This window comes from Streptomyces sp. AC555_RSS877 (assembly GCF_019049245.1).
Lineage (GTDB): Bacteria > Actinomycetota > Actinomycetes > Streptomycetales > Streptomycetaceae > Streptomyces.
Window position 1 is genome coordinate 26,657 of record NZ_JAGMUK010000106.1, and the last position, 17,455, is coordinate 44,111.

The following is a 17,455-nucleotide window of genomic DNA, read 5'->3' on the forward strand; positions in this document are numbered from 1 at the left end:
GAGCCTCCAAACTGCGGTCGACGCGCCGGTTCGGCCAGTTCGTCGGCCCTCAAGGCGGCGGCCCACCGCTCGGCGTCCGCCGTGGTCAGGCCCGTGGCCGGGACCACGGCGAGCAGGTCCGCCACCTCGGCGGCTCCGTATTGGCTGCATCGGCAGAGTGTCGTTCCGTCCGGATCTGCTGAGGCACGGTCACCTCTTGCCGCGGACGACGGTGACGGGGCAGTGGGCGTGGTGCAGCAGGGCCTGGCTGACGGAGCCGAGCAGCAGGCCTGTGAAGCCACCGCGTCCCCGGGCGCCGGCGACCACCAGTTGGGCTCCCCGACTGGCGTCGATCAGCGCCGGGCGGATCCGGGAACGCACCAGCCGCCGCTCCACCGCGACCTGGGGAAAGACCTTCTGCCAGGCGGTGACCGTCTCGTCCAGCAGGTGCTGCTCGGCCTCACGGAGACGGTCGGCTTCCACCACCATGGCGTTCAGGGGGTCACCGGGGCCTTCGTAGGCGCGCTCGCTCCAGGTGTTCCACACGTGCACGGCCACCAGCGGCGCCTTGCGCAGCGCGGCCTCGGCGAACGCGAACTCCACCGCCGCATCGCCGGCATCAGAACCGTCCACGGCCAGCACCACCGCACCGGTCGGATCGGGGCGGCCGCGCACCACCATCAGCGGGCAGCGGCCGTGCGCGGCCAGGTGCACCGCCGTCGAGCCCAGCAACAGCCCGGCGAAGCCACTCAGGCCCCGACTGCCGACGACCGCCAGCGACGCCGACCGTGACTCGATCTCCAGCACCTCAAGCGCCTCACCGGCTACCACCGACCGCGTGATCTCGATGCCCGGCGCCACCGCGTGCACCCGTTCCTCAGCCTGGGCCAGCGCCCCCCGCGCCATCGGCTCCAGGCCGTGGTCGGCCGGGTTCCACGGTGGGGCACCGGTCGTCAGGTGGCCGGGCGAGTGGCCGAAGGCGTGCACGATGCGCAGGGGCGCCCCGCGCAGCTGCGCCTCACGGGCCGCGACGACGACCGCCTCAAGGCTGGACGCGGAAGCGTCCATACCTACGATCACCGGATCCGTCACGGGGTTCCCTCCTCCCGGAACGCCACCGACGCGCGGCTCCTCGGTTCCCCAGCCTCGGCGCAGCCACCCATATGCGCATAGGGGCCATCAGGCCGCCCCAAGGGCCACTCGTCCCCTGCCGAGTACCCCCGGGCGGACAGGACACCGCGCGGCCCGAACCGGAGCACACCACGACCGCCGAGACCACCGCTACGGGAAGGCCGCCGCCAGTCGCCGATCCCGGCTCTTCACCGAAGTGCTGGGGGCAGGGTTTCCGCGTCGCGTCGACCTTCCTTGGCCACGAGTTCGTAACCAGCCGTGGACAGGCGCGCCTCGCGGAGCGCAATCTCATCCCGCACTCCTTTTGCCAGAACGATTGGGCATGACATGGGCAGGCGGATCGGGATCAAGGACGTGGCGGCAGCCGCCGGCGTCTCGGCAACGACCGTCTCCCACATCCTCAACGCGGTCGAGGGCAAGCGCATCAACGCCGAAACCCGGCAGCGGGTGCTGGAAGCGGCCCGGGAGCTGGGGTACGCGCCCAACGGTCTGGCGCGAGGGCTGCGGCTGAAGCGGTCGAACACGATCGGTTTCGTCAGCGACCAGATCGCCACCACGCCCCACGCCGGCGGATCATCCTGGGGGGCGCAGGAGGAGGCAGCGAAGCATGGCCTGCTCCTGCTCCTGCTCCTGCTCCTGCTCCTGCTCCTGCTCCTGCTCCTGCTCCTGCTCCTGCTCCTGCTCATGCTCATGCTCATGCTCATGCTGAACACCGGCGGTGATGCGGAGCTGGAGCGCAAGGAGATCGACCTGCTGCTCCAGCGTCAGGTCGACGGCGTGCTGTACGCGTCGATGTACCACCGGGTCGTTCAGGTGCCGCAGCGGCTGCGGTCGTTCCCCACGGTGCTGCTGGACGCCCGCTCGGACGACCCCGGCGTGCCCTCGGTCGTACCGGACGACGTCATGGGCGGTCAGACAGCAGTACGCGAGCTGACGCGTCACGGCCACCGCCGGATCGGCATCATCAACAACCGCGACGACATCCCGGCCACGCACTGACGCCTGGAGGGTTACCGCCGAGCTCTCGCCGAGGCGGGTATCGCCGAGAACCCCGGACTGGTGGTGGCGGAGACCTCCGACGCCGCCGGCGGGCACCGCGCGGCGCTTCGCTTGCTGCAGCCGGAGGAACGGCCCACCGCGTTGTTCTGTTTCGCCGACCGGATGGCGATGGGCGTCTACCGCGCCGCCGCCGAACTGGGGCTGTCGATTCCCGGCGACCTGTCGGTGATCGGGTTCGACAACCAGGAACTGATCTGTGACGGCTTGTTCCCCGGACTGACCACCGTGGCCCTGCCGCACTACGAGATGGGGGCGCGGGCTGTCGCACAGCTGCTCGCGCTCACGAGCGCGCAGGACCAGGGGACGGGTCCTGCCGCTCAGGAGATGCTGCCCTGCCCGCTGGTGGCACGCGCATCGGTCGCTTCGCCGCCCGACTCTGACCTCGGAGCGGCGAAGCACCACCGATGACAGGCGGCCGTCAGTACCGGCCGCCTGCACGGTCTGCCAGGACCGCGCCCAGTGAAATGAAAGGAACCCAGTGGAATCGAGAACCAGGCGCCTCACCGTGTCGAGCATAGCCGCCCTCGCTGCGGTGGCGCTCGTGGTCGGCTGCGGCGGCGGGAGCGCGACGGCCTGCTGCGGAACCGGCCACGGGGGCCTTGCGGGACTGTCATGGAGTGGTGTTGCGACGTCGGCCGAGATCCTTCAGGAACTGTCGCTGGTCGTCCAGGAATCCGTCCGCGAAGAGTGAGCGGGGGGAGAAGAGCGCGGTGAGCGTGATCTTGACGTCCGACTGCTCGATGGACTGCCTGAGCAGTGAATGGCTCGCGTCCGGGTAGCGTCTGACCGTCAATGCGCCGCCTGTGTCCAGCACGTCGCGGTAGATGCGCTCCGTGTCGGCGGTGTCCACGTTGATGTCATGGCCTGCGAGGGCCAGCAGCACGGGTATGCCGCGCAGGGCGCGCAAATCTTCCGTGGCGTCCGCGGTGTAGTTCTTGGAGATGAAGCCCCAGCGGTCGGCGGTCATGCCGTCCGGGTCGCCGCGCATGGTCTTGACGTACTCCTCGAAGGTCGCGTGGCGTGCGAGCAGTCGGCGGGTGGTGTCGCTCTTGGCGATCGCGGCCTTGGTGCGGGCTGCCGATGCGCCGTCAGCGCGCAGTTGGGCGAGGAGATGGTGGCGGCCCTGCCGGAGCCAGTTGATCGCGGGCGAGACAGCGATGACAAACCTCACTGGAGCCTTGGCGGCGACCTTCGGCAGGACCCAGCCCGCCTGGCTGGCACCCCAGAGCCCGATCCGGTCGCCGTCGATGTCCGGGCGGGCGCGCGCCCAGGCGACGGCGGCGGCGGCCTCGGCGGCCCGGTCGTCCATGGACTGGTCGAGCCAGTTGCCGGGTGCGCCTGCGACACCGGGTTTGTCCCAGGACAGAGCGGCGTATCCGGCCTTGGCGTTCGCTTCCCACAGCGGTTTGTAACCGTCGTCGTGGGTGGCGTCGACGGGACCGTCACCGTGGAGGTAGACGACCAGGCCGTGGCGCTTGCGGCCGTCCTTGGGGATGGCCAGTACGCCGTTGAGGCTGTGGCCTCCGTGGCGGATCGTGACTCGCTGCTCGTCCATGTCGTACGAGTTCTGCCACAGCACCACGCCGACGAGACCGACGGCCACGACCAAGACCGTGACGAGCGACCACACGGCTATTCGGAGTCCGCGCTGTCGGGGCTGTCGGGGCCGTCGGGGCCGTCGGGGCTGGGTCTTGGGAGACATGCGATGACCGCCTCTGCTCGGGTGTACGCAGTACCGAAGCTATCATTGCGAGCACGGTCGTCACGGGTACGATAGATTTAGACTTCGGTTTCAGCGAACCTGAGCGAACAAGAGGGGACACGGCATGGGACTGGACGAGACAGGCCCCGGGGCCCGACCAGTGGTTGTCCAGCGAGGCGTCCCGGCCGGAGCCGAGCGGCAGGTGGCCGAGCTGTACTGGGACGCCTTCGGCCGCAAACTCGGACCCGCACTCAATCCGCCGGGCAAGGCGGTGCCCTTCATCGCGGCCCACCTGAACGCCGATCGCGCGGTCTGCGCGCTCCTCGACGGACAACTCGTCGGCCTCGCCGGCTACCAACTCGACGGGCGGGCCCTCACCGGAGGGTCGGCCTCCGCCGTGCTGCGCGCGTACGGACGCCTGGGCGGACTGCACCGCCTCCTGCTCCTCGCCCTGTTCGAACGTCAACCGGCCTCCGGACAGCTCGTCATGGACGGCATCGCCGTTGCCCCAAACGTGCGCGGCCGCGGTGTCGGAAGCCTGCTCATCGAGGAAGTGGCCGCTGTCGCGGCGGAGCAGAACTGCCGGGAGGTCAGACTGGACGTGATCGACACCAATCCGCGCGCCCGAGCCCTGTACGAGCGGCGCGGCTTCACGGCCGTACGGACCGAGCACACCCCCTACCTCCGCAGACTGCTGGGATTCGGCGCGGTGACCACCATGCACCGCCCCGTCGAGGCGGATGGGCCGAGAGGACTGCGCACACCATGACCGACCACGTCGAGATCCCCACCCGCATGCTCGTGCACGCGCTGATCCGGGAAGACGGCACGGTCAGCGCGGACGAGCTGTACACCGTCGCCGCGACCCTCGGCATGAGCGACCAGCAGGTACGCCTGTGCATCAAACGCCTCGTGGCCGAGAGCCGGTTCACCCACGAAGGCCGCGGCCGCAGAGCAGTGCTGCACGCCACGGAAGACACCACACAAGCCCTGCCCCCCAACGCGGACTTCCTGCGGCACGCATTCCGTCAGGACGCCGGGCTCGCCCCCTGGGACGGCGTCTGGCACCTCGCCGCCTTCGCCGTGCCCGAATCGGCGCGCACGGCCCGGGACGCCCTGCGCGAGACCCTCGTCCACCTCGGTGGCGCCCCGCTCCAAGGTGGACTGTACGTCTGCGCCAACGCCTGGGAACCGTACGTCGAAGACGCGGCGCACCGCCTCGGCGCCCACGGCGCGCTCACCCTCCTCAGCACGACGGACCTGCGCAGGGGCGACACCCAAGAGCCTGCCGAACTCGCCTGCCACCTATGGCCCTTGCAGGAAATCGCCGACCGCTACCACCGCCTCAGCCACATCGCCCAGCCCCGCCTCGACCGGCTCACCGGCTCAGCCGGACTCTCCCCGTCCGAACTGCTCACCATCGCTGTCGAGTTGGCGGCCGAACTCACCCGTGCCATGGAGCCCGACCCGCTGCTGCCGCCGCAGCTCCTGCCCCAGCCCTGGCCCGGCGCCCAGGCACGGCAACTCATCGCCCGATGCTGGGCGGCCCTGCCCGAACCCGACCCGGGCGAAGCCCGGCCGACCCTCTTCCGCCTCTACACCGACATCACCCGACAAGCGGCCGACCGGGCCACGCGCTGAAGACGCCACAGACCGCGCCCGCGCCCCCGCCCGACCGGCCACGCGGCGGTCAGCCCCAGAGCTCCTGGATGGTCGAGAACACCTTCTGGTTGTGCGAGAACTCGATCGTGTTGCCGTCGGGGTCCTCCACGGCGCAGATGTAGCCGATGTGGGCGGCCATGTCCATCGGCTCCCACCGCAGGTTGCCCATCTCGCGCGCCTTGGCCGCGACCTCGTCGACGTCCTCGCGGTTGGGCAGCTCGATACCGATGTGCGCGAACGGCGCCAGCGTCGGCACCTTCTTGCCCGGCTCGATACCGAAACGCGCTCCGACCTCGGCAATGAACTCGGCCAGGACGAGGACGAACGCCGAGTCGACCTGACCCTTGTTCGACAGCCAGGCGCTGCGCCCGGTGTCGTCCTCGTTCTTGGTGACCAGCACCATCGGGGTGAGGTGCTCGTAGAACTCGATCGATCGATCCAGGTCGCTGACCGGGAGGGCGACGTGGGTCCAGCGGGGTTCGGTCAGTTGTGCCATGGTCCGGTTCTCCTCATTCGTCATTCGTTCGGCTCGACCGCGACACGCGGCCGGGTGGTCAGACGGTGGGCCACTTGGCCCGGTCGGGCAGGCCGGAGCGGGCCACGATGCCCTCGCCGGCGGTCTGGGCGCGGCGCAGCAGGTCGCCCTCGTCGATCGTCGTGCAGCGGTAGTCGTCGACGACGCGCCGCCCGTCGACGAACACGGTGTGCACGCCCCGCCCGTCGGCCGACCACACGAGTTGGTTGGCGACGTTGTGCAGCGGCCGCCACTCCGGCCGGTTCGTGTCGTGCAAGACCAGGTCGGCCTTCTTGCCCGTCTCGATCGAGCCGATCTCGTGCTCGGCCTGCAGTGCGCGGGCGCCGTTGCGGGTGGCCATCGCGAACGCGTCCTCGGCCGGGAAGATCGTGGCGTCGCGCCGCGCGTCCTTGAACAGGCCGGCGACCAGGTAGGTCGCGCGCATCAGGTCGTGGTAGTTCGAGGCGTTGTTGCCGTCGGTGCCGATCGCCACGTTCACGCCGGCGGCCACCATCTCGGGGAACTTGCCGATCTGGGTCACGCCGTAGGACACCTTGAGCGCCGTGGTCGGGCAGTGCGACACGCTCGTCCCGGTCTGTGCGAGCAGCGCCACCTCGCCGTCGTCGACGTGGACGGCGTGGGTCAGGACCACGTTCTGGCCCAGCACGCCGAGCTCGTCGAGGTGCACCAACGGCCGCTGCCCGAAGGCGGCGAGGAACCCCTCGGGATCCATCGCCGCCGGTGACATGTGGAAGCTGAACCCGGTGCCGCGTTCGACCGACAGCTCTTTCGCGGCCCGCCACAGCTCGTCGCTGCAGCAGGTGTGGCCGATGATGATCGGCCAGGCCTGGATGCGACCGTCGGCCACCGAGGCGTACCTGTCCATCGTGTCGTTCAGGCGGGCGATCGCCTGCGCGGTCGACAGGCGCAGCACCTCCGGCTCAGGCACGAGATCCCACGCCCACGGCCCGACGCGGGCGCGGATGCCGATCTCGGTGAGGGCCTCGACGACCGGGTCGATGAACCTGATCGTGCCGGCCTCGAGGAACGCGGTCGTTCCGCTCTTGAGCATCTCCAGCGCGGCGAGCTGGGCCGAGATGTGCTCGTCCTCCTCGGTGTAGTACGTGTGGATCGGCGTGAGCCACTCGAAGACGTTCTCCAGGAACGGGGTGTCGTCGGGGACGAAGCCGCGTGTGAGCGGTTCGCCGGTGATGTGCACGTGCGTGTTGATCAGCCCCGGGGTGACGACGAACCGCTCGCCGGCGATGACGGTGTCGCTGTGCCACTGGGCGGTCACGTCGGCGGTCTTGCCGACAGCCACGATCAGGTCGTCCCGGATGGCGACCGCGCCGTCCCTGATCACGCGGCGGGAGTCGTCCATCGTCACGACGAGGGCGTTGACGATCAGCGTGTCGGCGGCTGCCGTGCCGTTCGGGGCGTTCACGAGGTGGCCTCCGGGGTGCGGGAGCGGATGAGGTGGACGTGCTGGCGCGGCAACGGCTCGAACGAGTCGACCAATTCGGCTCCGGCTGCTTCGGCCCACGCACGCAGGTCCGCGACCGTGACACCGAGTCCCGCCGTCGAGGCCAGCATCGTCAGTGACAGCAGCAGTTCGTGGCGCGCGGCGACGCAGGCGGCGACGCGGTCTTCGCCTCTGACGTCGCCGTCGTCGTGACGGGCGCGGGCAGGGTCGGGACGCGGGTAGTCGACGACCACGACGACCCCGCCCGCACCGGCCAACTCGACTGCCCGGGCGAGCAGTTGCCGGGCCCGCTCGGCGGGTTCGGCCCGCAGCACGTGAGCCAGGACGACGACGTCGGCCGCGGCGACCGGGAGCGCGGTCCCGAGGTAGTCGCCGGCAACGGCGATCACCTGCTCGCGCAGACCGACGTCCGTGGCCGCTCGCTCCGCGATCGGCAGCACGTTCGGCCGGTCGACCGCGATCACCGTGCCGGCCGGCCGGGTGCGCAGCAGCGCGGTCAGCCAGGCTCCCGAACCGCAGCCGAGGTCGACGACCGTCGGCTGCTCCGGCCACAGTCCGCGGCGCTCCAGTTCGGCGGCGACAGCCGTCGCCACGCCGGCCTGTGTCGGGCCGGTCGCGCGCACGAGCGCCGGGTACAGCTCGGCCAGGCCGGCTGTCACGGCAGGCTCTGGTGCGCCGGTGCGGATGGTGTCGGCCAGGCCCGGCCAGGCGGCCGGCGGCCCGGGCGAGTACCGCACGAGCGCGGCCATCGAGGCCGGTGCAGTCGACACCAGGTAGCGCTCGGCCGTGGGCGTGAGCCGGAAGCGGTCCTCGGCGGCGGAGAGCAGGCCGAGCGCGACGAGGGTCTCGGCCAGAACGGTCACCTGGCCTGGGCCGGCCGCACCGATCGCGGTGGCCAGCTGTGCGGCGTCGAGTCCGGTTGCGGAATCGGCGTCCTCCGCGAGGGCGTCGAACAGGCCGAGGTCGAGCGCGGCCGAGAGCGCCCAGTAGGACGTGAAACCGTTGATCACGTCCCACACCGGCGCCGGGCCGGCGGGTGTGGCGGTCGTCTTGCTCATGGGCGCAGCACGATCTTGCCGGTGGCCTGCCGTGACTCCATCCGCTCCTGCGCCGCCCCGGCCTCGGTCAGCGGGAACTCGCTGTCGATCGGCGTGCGGAACGTGGAGGCCCAGTATGCGTCGAGCATCGCGGCGAACTCGCGGCGGTCGTAGGGGTCCGAGCCGAGCAGCTGCAGGCCGAAGTGGTAGGCGTACACCAGGTCGAACTCGGCCCGGTTGCCTGTCGTGTTGCCGAAGAACACCAGTCGCCCGCGCGGCGCGAGGCTGTAGATGCCGGTGTTCCATGTGGCCGGGCCGACGTGATCGAGCACGAGGTCGGCGCCCCGCCCACCGGTGACCTCGCGCACGGCCGCCACGACGTCGCCGGTCGTCGAGTTGACCACGAAGTCGGCGCCCAGGCCGCGTGCGTAGTCGGCCTTCGCGTCCGAGCCGACCGTGGCGACCACACGGGCACCACTGGCCTTGGCCAGCTGGATCAAGGCGGTGCTGACGCCGCTGCCGGCCGCGTGGATCAGCACCGTTTCGCCGAGGCGGACCTTGCCGATCTCGATGAGCGCGTGCCAGGCCGTCATCCAGATCGTCGGCACGACGGCCGCGTCGACCAGGTCGACCTCGTCCGGCACGGGGTGCACGTTGGCCGCCGGGACGAGGACGTACTCGGCGTAGCCGCCGGCCAGGGTGGCGCCGATGACACCCACGCTCGGGCACCTGCCGTCGGCTCCGGCGGCGCAGCTCTCGCAGCGATCGCACGGCACGGCCGGATTCACCACGACACGGGCGCCCTCGGCGAGCGCGGTCGGATGGCCCGCCCGCCCAGTGCCTGCCGGGCCGACCGCCGCGACGGTGCCCGCGACGTCCATTCCGGCCACGTGCGGCAGGGTGAAGCCGGGGATCAGCGAGGGCCCGCGCCGCTGCAGGACGTCGAGGTGGTTGAGGCCACAGGCTGCGACGCGGACGAGCACCTCGTCCGGCCCCGGCTCGGGCACCGGGACGTCGGCGACCTGGAGCACATCCAGACCGCCGTGCGTTCGGTAAAGTACGACCTTCACGAAAGAGACCTCCGCTGGCTGGGGACTTCAGTCACCGGCCAGCTCGTTGCACGCCTGGTCGGCATGCAACGGTCTCCGTGGAGCGCCTGAAAGCGCTCCCCCGATCGGTTTGTTGCCCACCGATCGGCGCGGCTGAAAGCTATAGGTGCCCATCGGCGGTCGTCAATGGCCGGCCCGAAATCACCCTGAACTCGTCGAGCCCGGTGAAGCGGTTGCAGAGGTCGTGCTGGGCGGCGACGGTGGCTACCCTGCAGCCGACACGTGCTGCACCTCAGATCGGAATCATCGACGAGATGTCGGGCCCGGTGCGCATGTTGTTACCGCCGTCGACTGCGATCGCCTCGCCGGTGATCCACCGCGCCTCGGGACCGAGAAGGAAACGTACGAGATTGGCGACATCCGTCATCTCGCCGACCCCCGGCAGCGGAGTGTTCACGACGTAACTCTCACGGACCGGGTCGTCGGCCGGTACGAGGGACGCCATCTTCTCGCTCATCGTGAACCCAGGCCGTACGGAGTTGAACCGCACGAGCCGGCCTCCGTACTCGTCAGCCGCGTTGCGCAACAGCACGTCGACCGCAGCCTTGGCTGCCGTGTACGCCCCGAAGTAGCGACTCGTCTGGGCAGCGGCGCCGGAGGAGATTCCCACGAACGACCCGCCCCGTCGCTCGATCATCAACGGCACGGTGAATTTCAGCAGATTGAACGTTCCGACCACATTGAGGTTCAGCACCGACGCGATGTCGGCAGCGCTGATCTCGTGCAGCGGGCGCATCTGCCCGCTACCACCGGCGTTGGCCACCGCTCCGGTGATGCCGTTCCCGGCCTCGGCTGCCCGGGCCACGGCCTCACCCATGGCCCGTTCGTCGGTTACGTCGACGGCAATGGGGAGGACGCGGCCCGGGCCGGAGCAGGCGGAGTTCAACTCGGCTGCGGTCGCTTCCAGGACGTCGGCCCGACGACCACAAATCGTGACGGTGGCTCCGTCGTTGACCAGGCGCCGGGCGATGGCCCGGCCGATGCCCGAGCCGCCGCCAGTGACGACGATCGAGGAATTTTCCAGTGTGGTCTCCATCGCTGGATGGTATCGAGACCGATCCCGGCTGTCTCCAATGACATGACGCCGTCTCGTATGACGAGATTCACTCCGGACTGGCGGCTCCACCCGGCCTCGGCGCCGCCCAGCGGCTGGCCCCCCTTGAGCATCAGGACGTAGTGGACGTCGAGCCGGTCCGTGACCAGGCGGGCGGAATCCTCTGCGGCGTGCAAGGCATCCAGGGTGAACCCCCAGCCTGCCGCGGCCAGTTGAGCCAACGGGATGCGGGCAGCCTCACGCTCCGCGGCGGACGGTGTTGCCGGCCATGCGCAGATACCCGGCGACCTCGCGAATGCCGAGCTCTTCGGCCGGCAGGGCATGGGGAGTCGCGTACCGCGCTCGGATACGGGCTCCGATCGGCGGCATTCTCTTCGCGGTATCCCGGTTGCCGACCCCTGCCGGTCAAGGATCAGGCGGCGCCTCGGGCCGGCCCGGTGCCGGTACCGGCCCCGGCGAGGGGCTCGTAGGGCTTCCCCTTTTAAGCGACCGTGAGCACGATCTTGCCTTGGATGTGCCCGCGGGCCGCGCGCTCATGGGCCGCTCGGGCGTCCGCGAGCGAAAACGTGCTGTCGATCGCGACGCGGACCGTGCCCGCGTCGAGCAGGCGTCCCAGTTCGGCGAGCTGTGCGCCGTTCGAGCGGACCTGGGCGCTCGAGACGGTGACACCCAGCTTCGCGACCTCTTCCTCGTCGAAGTCCCCAGGGAGCACGGGGAATTGAGCGCCACCGCGCTTGAGCGTGCGCAGGAGGCGGCTGCTGTGAGGGCCACCAACGGTGTCGAGAACGAGGTCGACGTCGTGCACGAGTTCTTCAGGACGACTCTTGGTGTAGTCGATGAACTGGTCGACGCCGAGCTCGCCCAGGAACGATTCATGCTCGCCCGACGCCACCGCGACCACGCGTGCGCCCTTCCACTTCGCCAGCTGAAGCGCGAAGTGTCCCACGCCGCCCGCGGCGCCGTTGATGAGCACCGTCGTGTCAGCGCCGAGTGCCGTCGGGCGATGCATCGCCGCCTGGAAGGGCGAGGGGCGATCGTGTCCGACCTCGATCAGGAACTGCCACGCCGTGAGCCCTGCCATGGGCGCCCCGGCGGCGTGCACGTGGTCGATGCCGGCCGGCTTGCGTGCGAGGTCCGAGGCCGGCGCGGCCACGTACTCCGCGTACGCCCTGCCGTCGAAGCTGGGAAAACGCAGAAGACCGAAGACTTCGTCACCTACGGCGAGACTGTCCACGTCCGCGGCGACGGCCTCGACGACACCCGACACGTCCGTCCCCGGAATCACCGGCAGGCCAACCGTCGATTCCGTCTCCCCAGGCATCCTGGTCAGCCCGTCGCGCAGGTACCGGTCCGGAGGATTGACGCCGACCGCGTGCACGCGGACGAGCACCTCACCCGGCTCCGGCTCGGGTATCGGCACCTCGTCGTAGCGCAGCACTTCAGGGCCGCCGTGCTCATGGAGCCGGACCGCCCTCATCGTGTGTGTCGGCATCGTTCTCTCCTGACCGCGCTGCGGGATAGGCTTATTCGGATCAGCGATCCACATAATCGGATCACTGATCCGAATATATGGACCACTGATCCGGATAGTCAAGGAGGGACAGCTGCGATGCGGGCCGACGCCAAGAAGAACCGCGACCACCTGCTCGCCGTAGCGGGCACCGCCATCACCGAGCAGGGCGTCGACGTATCACTGCGCGACATCGCGCGCAGGGCCGACGTCGGGCTCGCGACGCTGCTGCGCCACTTCCCGACCCGCGAGGCCCTGCTCGAAGCCCTGCTCCGCACGAGCTTCGACGAACTGACGGCCAGGGCGGGCGAGTTCGAGACGTCGGACTCGCCCGAAGACGCGCTCGTTTCGTGGCTCCGCGACTGCGTCGCGTGGACAACCGAGTATCGGGGTGTGACCGTGCTGATGGCAGCCGCCATCGAGGACACCGAGTCCGCACTCCACGCTTCGTGCGTCACCCTGCGCGCGGCCGGTGCGCGTCTCCTCGCCCGCGCCCAGGCCGCGGGTACAGCGCGGACCGACATCGATGGCACCGATCTGTTCGCGCTGATAGCGGCACTCGCGTGGCTCAGCGATCAACCCCCGCTCGCGCCACGCGCCGACCACCTCTTCGCGGTTGTCGCGAGCGCGATCCTGACGAATCCTGCGAGCACGAACACCGAGGGAACCGCGCCCCCGAGCCCATAGGCGAAACCGTCGCGCATACGGACCAGCAAAGCCCGACCCGCACCGGCTGACCTGCCTCTATGCTCCACGTCAGCCGGGCCGTCCGCAGCGTCGGCTCACACCGCACGCGCCGCACAGACAGCACCTGCACCTGCACCTGCACCTGCCATCCCCCATCACGGCGCCGCGGAGTAACTGAGATCCTTCGCGGTGAGCGAGTCAGGCACCAAGCGCAGCCACATCGTGCCTCGTTCGCTTGGGCCATCGTGCAGGTAGTGCACGAAGCGCGCGTCCCACAGTGCTTCGTCGGCTCCCGGGTAGCGGACGAGCTTCCGTCGGCCCCTCGGCACATCGAAGGCCACAAGCTCGGCCCGACCCCGAGCGATCACCTGCCGGACAAGGCCCGTTGCGAGGTCGCACTCGTCCACTACGAGGGCGACGCGCGGGTCCTCCTTCACTCGGTCGAACAACCGGGCCCACGGGCCTGTCAAGGTCCAGAAGGCTCCCCCTTCCCACAGGAACCAGACAGGACGCACGGTCGGCCCGCTCGTCGCTATGCGAGCAGTGAGCGGCTGCTGCAAGAAAGCGTCCACATCAAAACCAGGAGATTCCATAGCGTCAATTTTCTGGTGTCGTCGGCCTCTTGACCACCGACCGGAACGAGAACGTCCTGGCGTGGCCGGACCGATCAGGAATCAAGAAGCGCGGGGCAGGGAATCGGTTCTAGCCTGCTCGTCATGGACATCACCATTCACACGAGCTTCCTGCCGCACGACGACCCGGACGCGTCGCTCGCTTTCTACCGCGACGTCCTCGGCTTCGAGGTCCGCAGCGACGTCGGGCAGGGCAGGATGCGCTGGATCACGGTCGGTCCGGCCGGTCAGCCCAGCACGTCCCTCCTTCTGGCGCCGCCTGCCGCCGACCCGGGAGTCACCGAGGAAGAGCGCCGCACCATCACCGAGATGATGGCAAAAGGCACCTACGGCTGGATCTTGCTGGCCACGCCGGACCTCGACGCCACGTTCGAGAAGGTGCAGGCCGGTGACACCGAGGTCGTCCAGGAGCCGATCGAGCAGCCGTACGGCATCCGTGACTGCGCTTTCCGCGACCCAGCGGGCAATTTGATCCGCATCCAGGAACTTCGCTGAGGTCATTGCTCCGGCGGGCCGGTCCTGATCACCGAGCGTCTGGGACGCCTGTCTCACAGGTACTTCAGGCGCGGATAGGCGTCGATGGAAGAGGAAAGAGAGGGGAGTGCTCTCATGTGTCAGCCCGAGTGGCGGCGTGCACGCATTGAGGCGCAGCGCCTGGCCGATCTCGCGCGGTTGCGCCGCGTCCGCGACCGGATCGACAGGGAGTATGCGCAGCCGCTGAACGTGGAGGCGCTCGCCCGCGGTGTGAACATGTCCGCCGGGCACCTCAGCCGGCAGTTCCGGGCCGCGTACGGCGAGTCGCCGTACGCGTACCTGATGACGCGCCGCATCGAGCGCGCGACAGCACTGCTGAGGCGAGGAGACCTCAGCGTCACCGAGGTCTGTTTTGCGGTCGGCTGCGCGTCGCTGGGCACGTTCACCACCCGCTTCACCGAGCTGGTCGGCATGCCGCCCGGAGCCTTCCGGCGTCGCGCGGCGGATGCTGCGGCCGACGGTGCCGATGCCACGAGTACCGACGGTGATGCGGGGCCTGCGGTCACGGTGCAGGGGATGCCGGCGTGTGTGGCGAAGCAGGTGACCAGACCGGTCAGGAATCGAGAAGCCCCGGCCGCCGGGCAGCCCCTAGCGTGATGGCCATGGCAACCACCGCAACCGCCGCGTCCATCACATCCGTCACCCTCGAGGTGGCCGACCCGGACGCCGCCCGTCACTTCTACACCGCCTTCGGCGTGAACACGCGCATTCGCCTGCGGGCATCCGAGGCGCACTCCACCGGATTCCGCGGCTTCACCCTGGCGCTCACGGTGTCCCAGCCGGCCACCGTCGACAGCTTCATCGGCGCCGCCGTGGACGCCGGCGCCGCAGTGCTGAAGCCCGCCGCGAAGTCACTGTGGGGCTACGGCGGCGTCGTCCAGGCGCCGGACGGGACGATCTGGAAGATCGCGACCTCGGCGAAGAAGGACACCGGCCCGCCCACCCGCGAGATCGACGAAATCGTCCTCCTGCTCGCCGTTGAGGACGTGAGGGCCGGCAAGCAGTTCTACGTCGGCCGGGGCCTGACCGTGGCCAAGAGCTTCGGCGGCAAGTACGCCGAGTTCGCCTCCGGCGAGTCCAGCCCCGTCAGGCTGGCGCTGTACAGGCGCCGCGGCCGGGCCAAGGACCTCGGTGTCCCCGCCGAAGGCACCGGCTCGCACCGTATCGTCCTCGGCGGCACCGCCGGCCCCTTCGTCGACCCGGACGAATTCGCTTGGGAGGCCGCCACGTCGCTCGCCCCGCAACCGTCCACGGCGTCTGCACTGTCCTGACGCCCAGCCCTGCACTCCCGCCCCGCCCTGCCTCATCCCTGTACGAAAGGAAACCGCCATGCAGCACACGAAGTCGTCCGCCGAGAACTCCGGCACGGCCGCCGCGGAGTACAACGGATTCACCGCCGAAGAGCGGGCCGCGATGAAGGAGCACGCGCACGGCCAGAAGCAGGCGGCGGCACGGCGTGGTTCGAAGGCGGAGAAGGAGGCGGCAGCGGAGCGGGACGTGCTTGCGAAGATCGCCGAGATGCCGGAGGCGGACCGGCTCCTCGCCGAGCAGATCCACGCCATTGTCAGGGCCGCCGCTCCGGACCTCACGCCCAGGCTCTGGTACGGGATGCCCGCCTACGCCAGGGACGGCAAGGTCGTCTGCCACTTCCAGAGCGCGCAGAAGTTCAAGTCGCGGTACGCCACGCTCGGATTCAGCGACCAGGCGGCTCTCGACGACGGCACCATGTGGCCTGTCGCCTACGCCCTCAAGGAGTTGACCGCAGCCGACGAAGAGCGCATCAGCGCTCTCGTCAGGAAAGCGGTGGGCTGAGACCAGCCGGGGCGGAACCGGCGGCAGGACTGACCGAGCCGCGGACGAGGGGACCGCGGACCAGGACGTCCCCGAGGCCGGCTATGTGGAGTCCTGCAGCAAGTGGAGCGCCGGCCGGCGTCCTTGCGGCGTTCACCAGCTGATTCCGGCCGCCACCGGCAGGTGGTCACTGCCCGTGGCCGGCAGCGACCACGAGCTCTCCGGTTTCACACCTCTGACCAGGATCTGGTCGATCCGCACCATCGGGAACCTTGCCGGCCAGCTGAAGCCGAAGCCGTCCCCGGCCGCGGCCTGGGCCGAGTGCAGTTGTGAGGTGATGTCGGCGAACGCCCGGTCGTCCAGGGTGCCGTTCAGGTCGCCGAGCAGCACCACCCGCTCGTTCTGCTCGGCGGCGATGGTCTCGCCGAGCGCCTGCGCGCCGCGGTCCCGGTGTTCCGTCGCGAAGCCTCCTCTGGGATTCACCCGTGCGGAACCCAGGTGAGCCACATACACCGCCAGCGGACCCCGGTCCGTGGCCACCGTGGTGCGCAGCGCGCGGTTGTAGGTCATCTTGATGTCGGCCGGTTTGGTGTCCGCCAGCGGCCCGACGTCCGTCTTGATGTCGACCGGCTGCGTGTCCGACAGCGGTAGCTTGCTCCACAACCCGACCGTGCCCTGCACCGTGTGGTGCGGATACGCCTTCGCCAGTTCCTTCTCGTACAGCGGCTTCGCCTGCGGGGTGATCTCCTCCAGGGCCAGCACGTCCGCGCCGGAGGCGGCCAGGTCGCGGGCGGTGCCGGCCGGGTCGGGGTTGTCGGCGGCGACGTTGTGGCTGACCACGGTGAGGTCGCTGCCCGGGCGGGACTTGTCACTGAGCAGCCCCCCGAAGAGGTTCAGCCACACCAGGACCGGAAGGAGCAGCGCGGCCACCGCGGAGGCGGAGCGGCGCCACAGCGCCCCGGCCAGCAGCACCGGGATGAGCAGGCCGAACCACGGCAGGAAGGTCTCCACCAGGCTGCCGAGGTTCCCGACCCGGTTCGGGATCTCCGCGTGCAGCAACATGAACAGACCCAGTAGCAGCGCCAGCGCCGCGAGCACCAGGCCGCGCTTCCAGGGCCCCGGCCGGGAGCCGATGCGGATCGCCCGGCGGATGCCCGTACGCCAGGCGCCGGAGCCGGTGCCCCGGCATCCGGAACCTTCTGGTCCGCTCCGCTCCGCCGTGTCCATTTGCACCATCGTCCGTCCCCGTTCACTGCCGGTCACTGCTGCGTCCTCGGGTCGACTCCGTCGTCCGCGGCAGCCGTTGCCGCCTGGCGGAGGGCCTTGAGCAGATCGGGATCGAGGTTGGCCACGGCCGGAATCGCGTCGTCGAAGACCGTCACGCCGTCAGGGACGACACCGTCCGCCTCACCGGGCGCGTCCCGGTGCTCACCGCGAGACGCATGGGGTGCTGCGTTCGAGGACGGCTGCAAGGGCGGTTCGGTCGGCGAGGACGTCGAGGGTGGTGCGGCCGAGGAGGGCAAGGCAGCCAGGGACGAGGCCTTCGGCACCTGATAGCCGAGGGCTGCTGT

Annotated in this window: 19 protein-coding genes and 1 pseudogene; 8 read left to right on the forward strand and 12 right to left on the reverse strand. The window is 69.9% G+C overall.

Going from position 1 to position 17,455, the window contains the following annotated elements:
* Positions 1-189: 189 nt before the first annotated feature.
* A complete protein-coding gene (locus KUM49_RS36210) occupies positions 190-1,071 on the reverse strand; it encodes a universal stress protein (RefSeq protein WP_308406922.1) in 882 nt (293 codons plus the stop codon).
* A 366-nt stretch (positions 1,072-1,437) separates the two neighbouring features.
* Here KUM49_RS36210 and KUM49_RS49040 point away from each other — a divergent pair.
* A pseudogene (locus tag KUM49_RS49040) lies at positions 1,438-2,577 on the forward strand (LacI family DNA-binding transcriptional regulator).
* A gap of 202 nt (positions 2,578-2,779) precedes the next feature.
* On the opposite strand, the gene KUM49_RS36225 reads toward KUM49_RS49040, so the two are convergent.
* Positions 2,780-3,772 (reverse strand): serine aminopeptidase domain-containing protein, encoded by a 993-nt coding sequence (locus tag KUM49_RS36225; RefSeq protein WP_308406923.1) that lies wholly within the window; start codon positions 3,770-3,772, stop codon positions 2,780-2,782.
* 223 nt (positions 3,773-3,995) lie between these two features.
* Between KUM49_RS36225 and KUM49_RS36230 the strand changes: the two genes are divergently transcribed.
* A complete protein-coding gene (locus KUM49_RS36230; RefSeq protein ID WP_217241209.1) occupies positions 3,996-4,640 on the forward strand; it encodes a GNAT family N-acetyltransferase in 645 nt (214 codons plus the stop codon).
* Positions 4,637-5,512, forward strand: coding sequence for a PaaX family transcriptional regulator C-terminal domain-containing protein (locus KUM49_RS36235; RefSeq protein WP_217241210.1), 876 nt, complete (start codon positions 4,637-4,639; stop codon positions 5,510-5,512). The genes KUM49_RS36230 and KUM49_RS36235 overlap by 4 nt, the downstream gene beginning before the upstream one ends.
* Before the next feature lie 49 nt (positions 5,513-5,561).
* Here the strand turns inward: KUM49_RS36235 and KUM49_RS36240 are convergent, their stop codons facing one another.
* The 7 genes from KUM49_RS36240 to KUM49_RS36265 form a co-directional block, all read right to left on the reverse strand.
* Positions 5,562-6,029 carry a VOC family protein gene (locus tag KUM49_RS36240; RefSeq protein ID WP_217241211.1) on the reverse strand — a complete coding sequence of 156 codons (468 nt, stop codon included), beginning with the start codon at positions 6,027-6,029 and terminating at the stop codon, positions 5,562-5,564.
* Between the two features lie 58 nt (positions 6,030-6,087).
* On the reverse strand, positions 6,088-7,491 hold the full coding sequence (locus tag KUM49_RS36245; RefSeq protein WP_217241212.1) for an amidohydrolase family protein: 1,404 nt from the start codon (positions 7,489-7,491) through the stop codon (positions 6,088-6,090).
* Positions 7,488-8,588 carry a class I SAM-dependent methyltransferase gene (locus KUM49_RS36250; RefSeq protein ID WP_217241213.1) on the reverse strand — a complete coding sequence of 367 codons (1,101 nt, stop codon included), beginning with the start codon at positions 8,586-8,588 and terminating at the stop codon, positions 7,488-7,490. The genes KUM49_RS36245 and KUM49_RS36250 overlap by 4 nt, the downstream gene beginning before the upstream one ends.
* The gene (locus tag KUM49_RS36255) at positions 8,585-9,637 is read right to left on the reverse strand and encodes a zinc-binding dehydrogenase (RefSeq protein ID WP_217241214.1); all 1,053 of its coding nucleotides are present in this window, start codon (positions 9,635-9,637) and stop codon (positions 8,585-8,587) included. The genes KUM49_RS36250 and KUM49_RS36255 overlap by 4 nt, the downstream gene beginning before the upstream one ends.
* Positions 9,638-9,908: 271 nt before the next feature.
* Positions 9,909-10,712 (reverse strand): SDR family oxidoreductase, encoded by an 804-nt coding sequence (locus KUM49_RS36260; RefSeq protein ID WP_217241215.1) that lies wholly within the window; start codon positions 10,710-10,712, stop codon positions 9,909-9,911.
* 255 nt (positions 10,713-10,967) lie between these two features.
* On the reverse strand, positions 10,968-11,099 hold the full coding sequence (locus KUM49_RS49990) for a hypothetical protein (protein ID WP_302185535.1): 132 nt from the start codon (positions 11,097-11,099) through the stop codon (positions 10,968-10,970).
* A 112-nt stretch (positions 11,100-11,211) separates the two neighbouring features.
* The gene (locus KUM49_RS36265; protein WP_217241238.1) at positions 11,212-12,222 is read right to left on the reverse strand and encodes an NADP-dependent oxidoreductase; all 1,011 of its coding nucleotides are present in this window, start codon (positions 12,220-12,222) and stop codon (positions 11,212-11,214) included.
* Positions 12,223-12,339: 117 nt separating this feature from the next.
* On the opposite strand from KUM49_RS36265, the gene KUM49_RS36270 reads away from it, so the two are divergent.
* The gene (locus KUM49_RS36270; protein ID WP_217241216.1) at positions 12,340-12,927 is read left to right on the forward strand and encodes a TetR/AcrR family transcriptional regulator; all 588 of its coding nucleotides are present in this window, start codon (positions 12,340-12,342) and stop codon (positions 12,925-12,927) included.
* A 155-nt stretch (positions 12,928-13,082) separates the two neighbouring features.
* Here the strand turns inward: KUM49_RS36270 and KUM49_RS36275 are convergent, their stop codons facing one another.
* Entirely contained in the window at positions 13,083-13,520 is a 438-nt protein-coding gene (locus KUM49_RS36275; RefSeq protein ID WP_217241217.1) for a pyridoxamine 5'-phosphate oxidase family protein, read from the reverse strand.
* A 123-nt stretch (positions 13,521-13,643) separates the two neighbouring features.
* Here KUM49_RS36275 and KUM49_RS36280 point away from each other — a divergent pair, with 123 nt between their 5' ends.
* The 4 genes from KUM49_RS36280 to KUM49_RS36295 all read left to right on the forward strand — a co-directional run bounded on the left by KUM49_RS36280 (position 13,644) and on the right by KUM49_RS36295 (position 15,905).
* Complete coding sequence (locus tag KUM49_RS36280) at positions 13,644-14,054, forward strand: VOC family protein (RefSeq protein WP_217241218.1); 411 nt, start codon at positions 13,644-13,646, stop codon at positions 14,052-14,054.
* Positions 14,055-14,168: 114 nt separating this feature from the next.
* Positions 14,169-14,690 (forward strand): helix-turn-helix transcriptional regulator, encoded by a 522-nt coding sequence (locus tag KUM49_RS36285; protein ID WP_217241219.1) that lies wholly within the window; start codon positions 14,169-14,171, stop codon positions 14,688-14,690.
* 5 nt (positions 14,691-14,695) lie between these two features.
* Positions 14,696-15,364, forward strand: coding sequence for a glyoxalase (locus KUM49_RS36290; protein ID WP_374200243.1), 669 nt, complete (start codon positions 14,696-14,698; stop codon positions 15,362-15,364).
* A 58-nt stretch (positions 15,365-15,422) separates the two neighbouring features.
* Positions 15,423-15,905, forward strand: a complete 483-nt coding sequence (locus KUM49_RS36295) for an iron chaperone (protein ID WP_217241221.1) — start codon at positions 15,423-15,425, stop codon at positions 15,903-15,905.
* A 132-nt stretch (positions 15,906-16,037) separates the two neighbouring features.
* On the opposite strand, the gene KUM49_RS36300 is transcribed toward KUM49_RS36295, so the two are convergent.
* Both KUM49_RS36300 and KUM49_RS49995 read right to left on the reverse strand, forming a co-directional pair.
* Complete coding sequence (locus tag KUM49_RS36300) at positions 16,038-17,120, reverse strand: endonuclease/exonuclease/phosphatase family protein (RefSeq protein ID WP_254402319.1); 1,083 nt, start codon at positions 17,118-17,120, stop codon at positions 16,038-16,040.
* Between the two features lie 23 nt (positions 17,121-17,143).
* Positions 17,144-17,266: a hypothetical protein gene (locus KUM49_RS49995; protein WP_302185536.1), complete on the reverse strand. Its 123-nt coding sequence runs from the start codon at positions 17,264-17,266 to the stop codon at positions 17,144-17,146.
* Positions 17,267-17,455 lie beyond the last annotated feature (189 nt).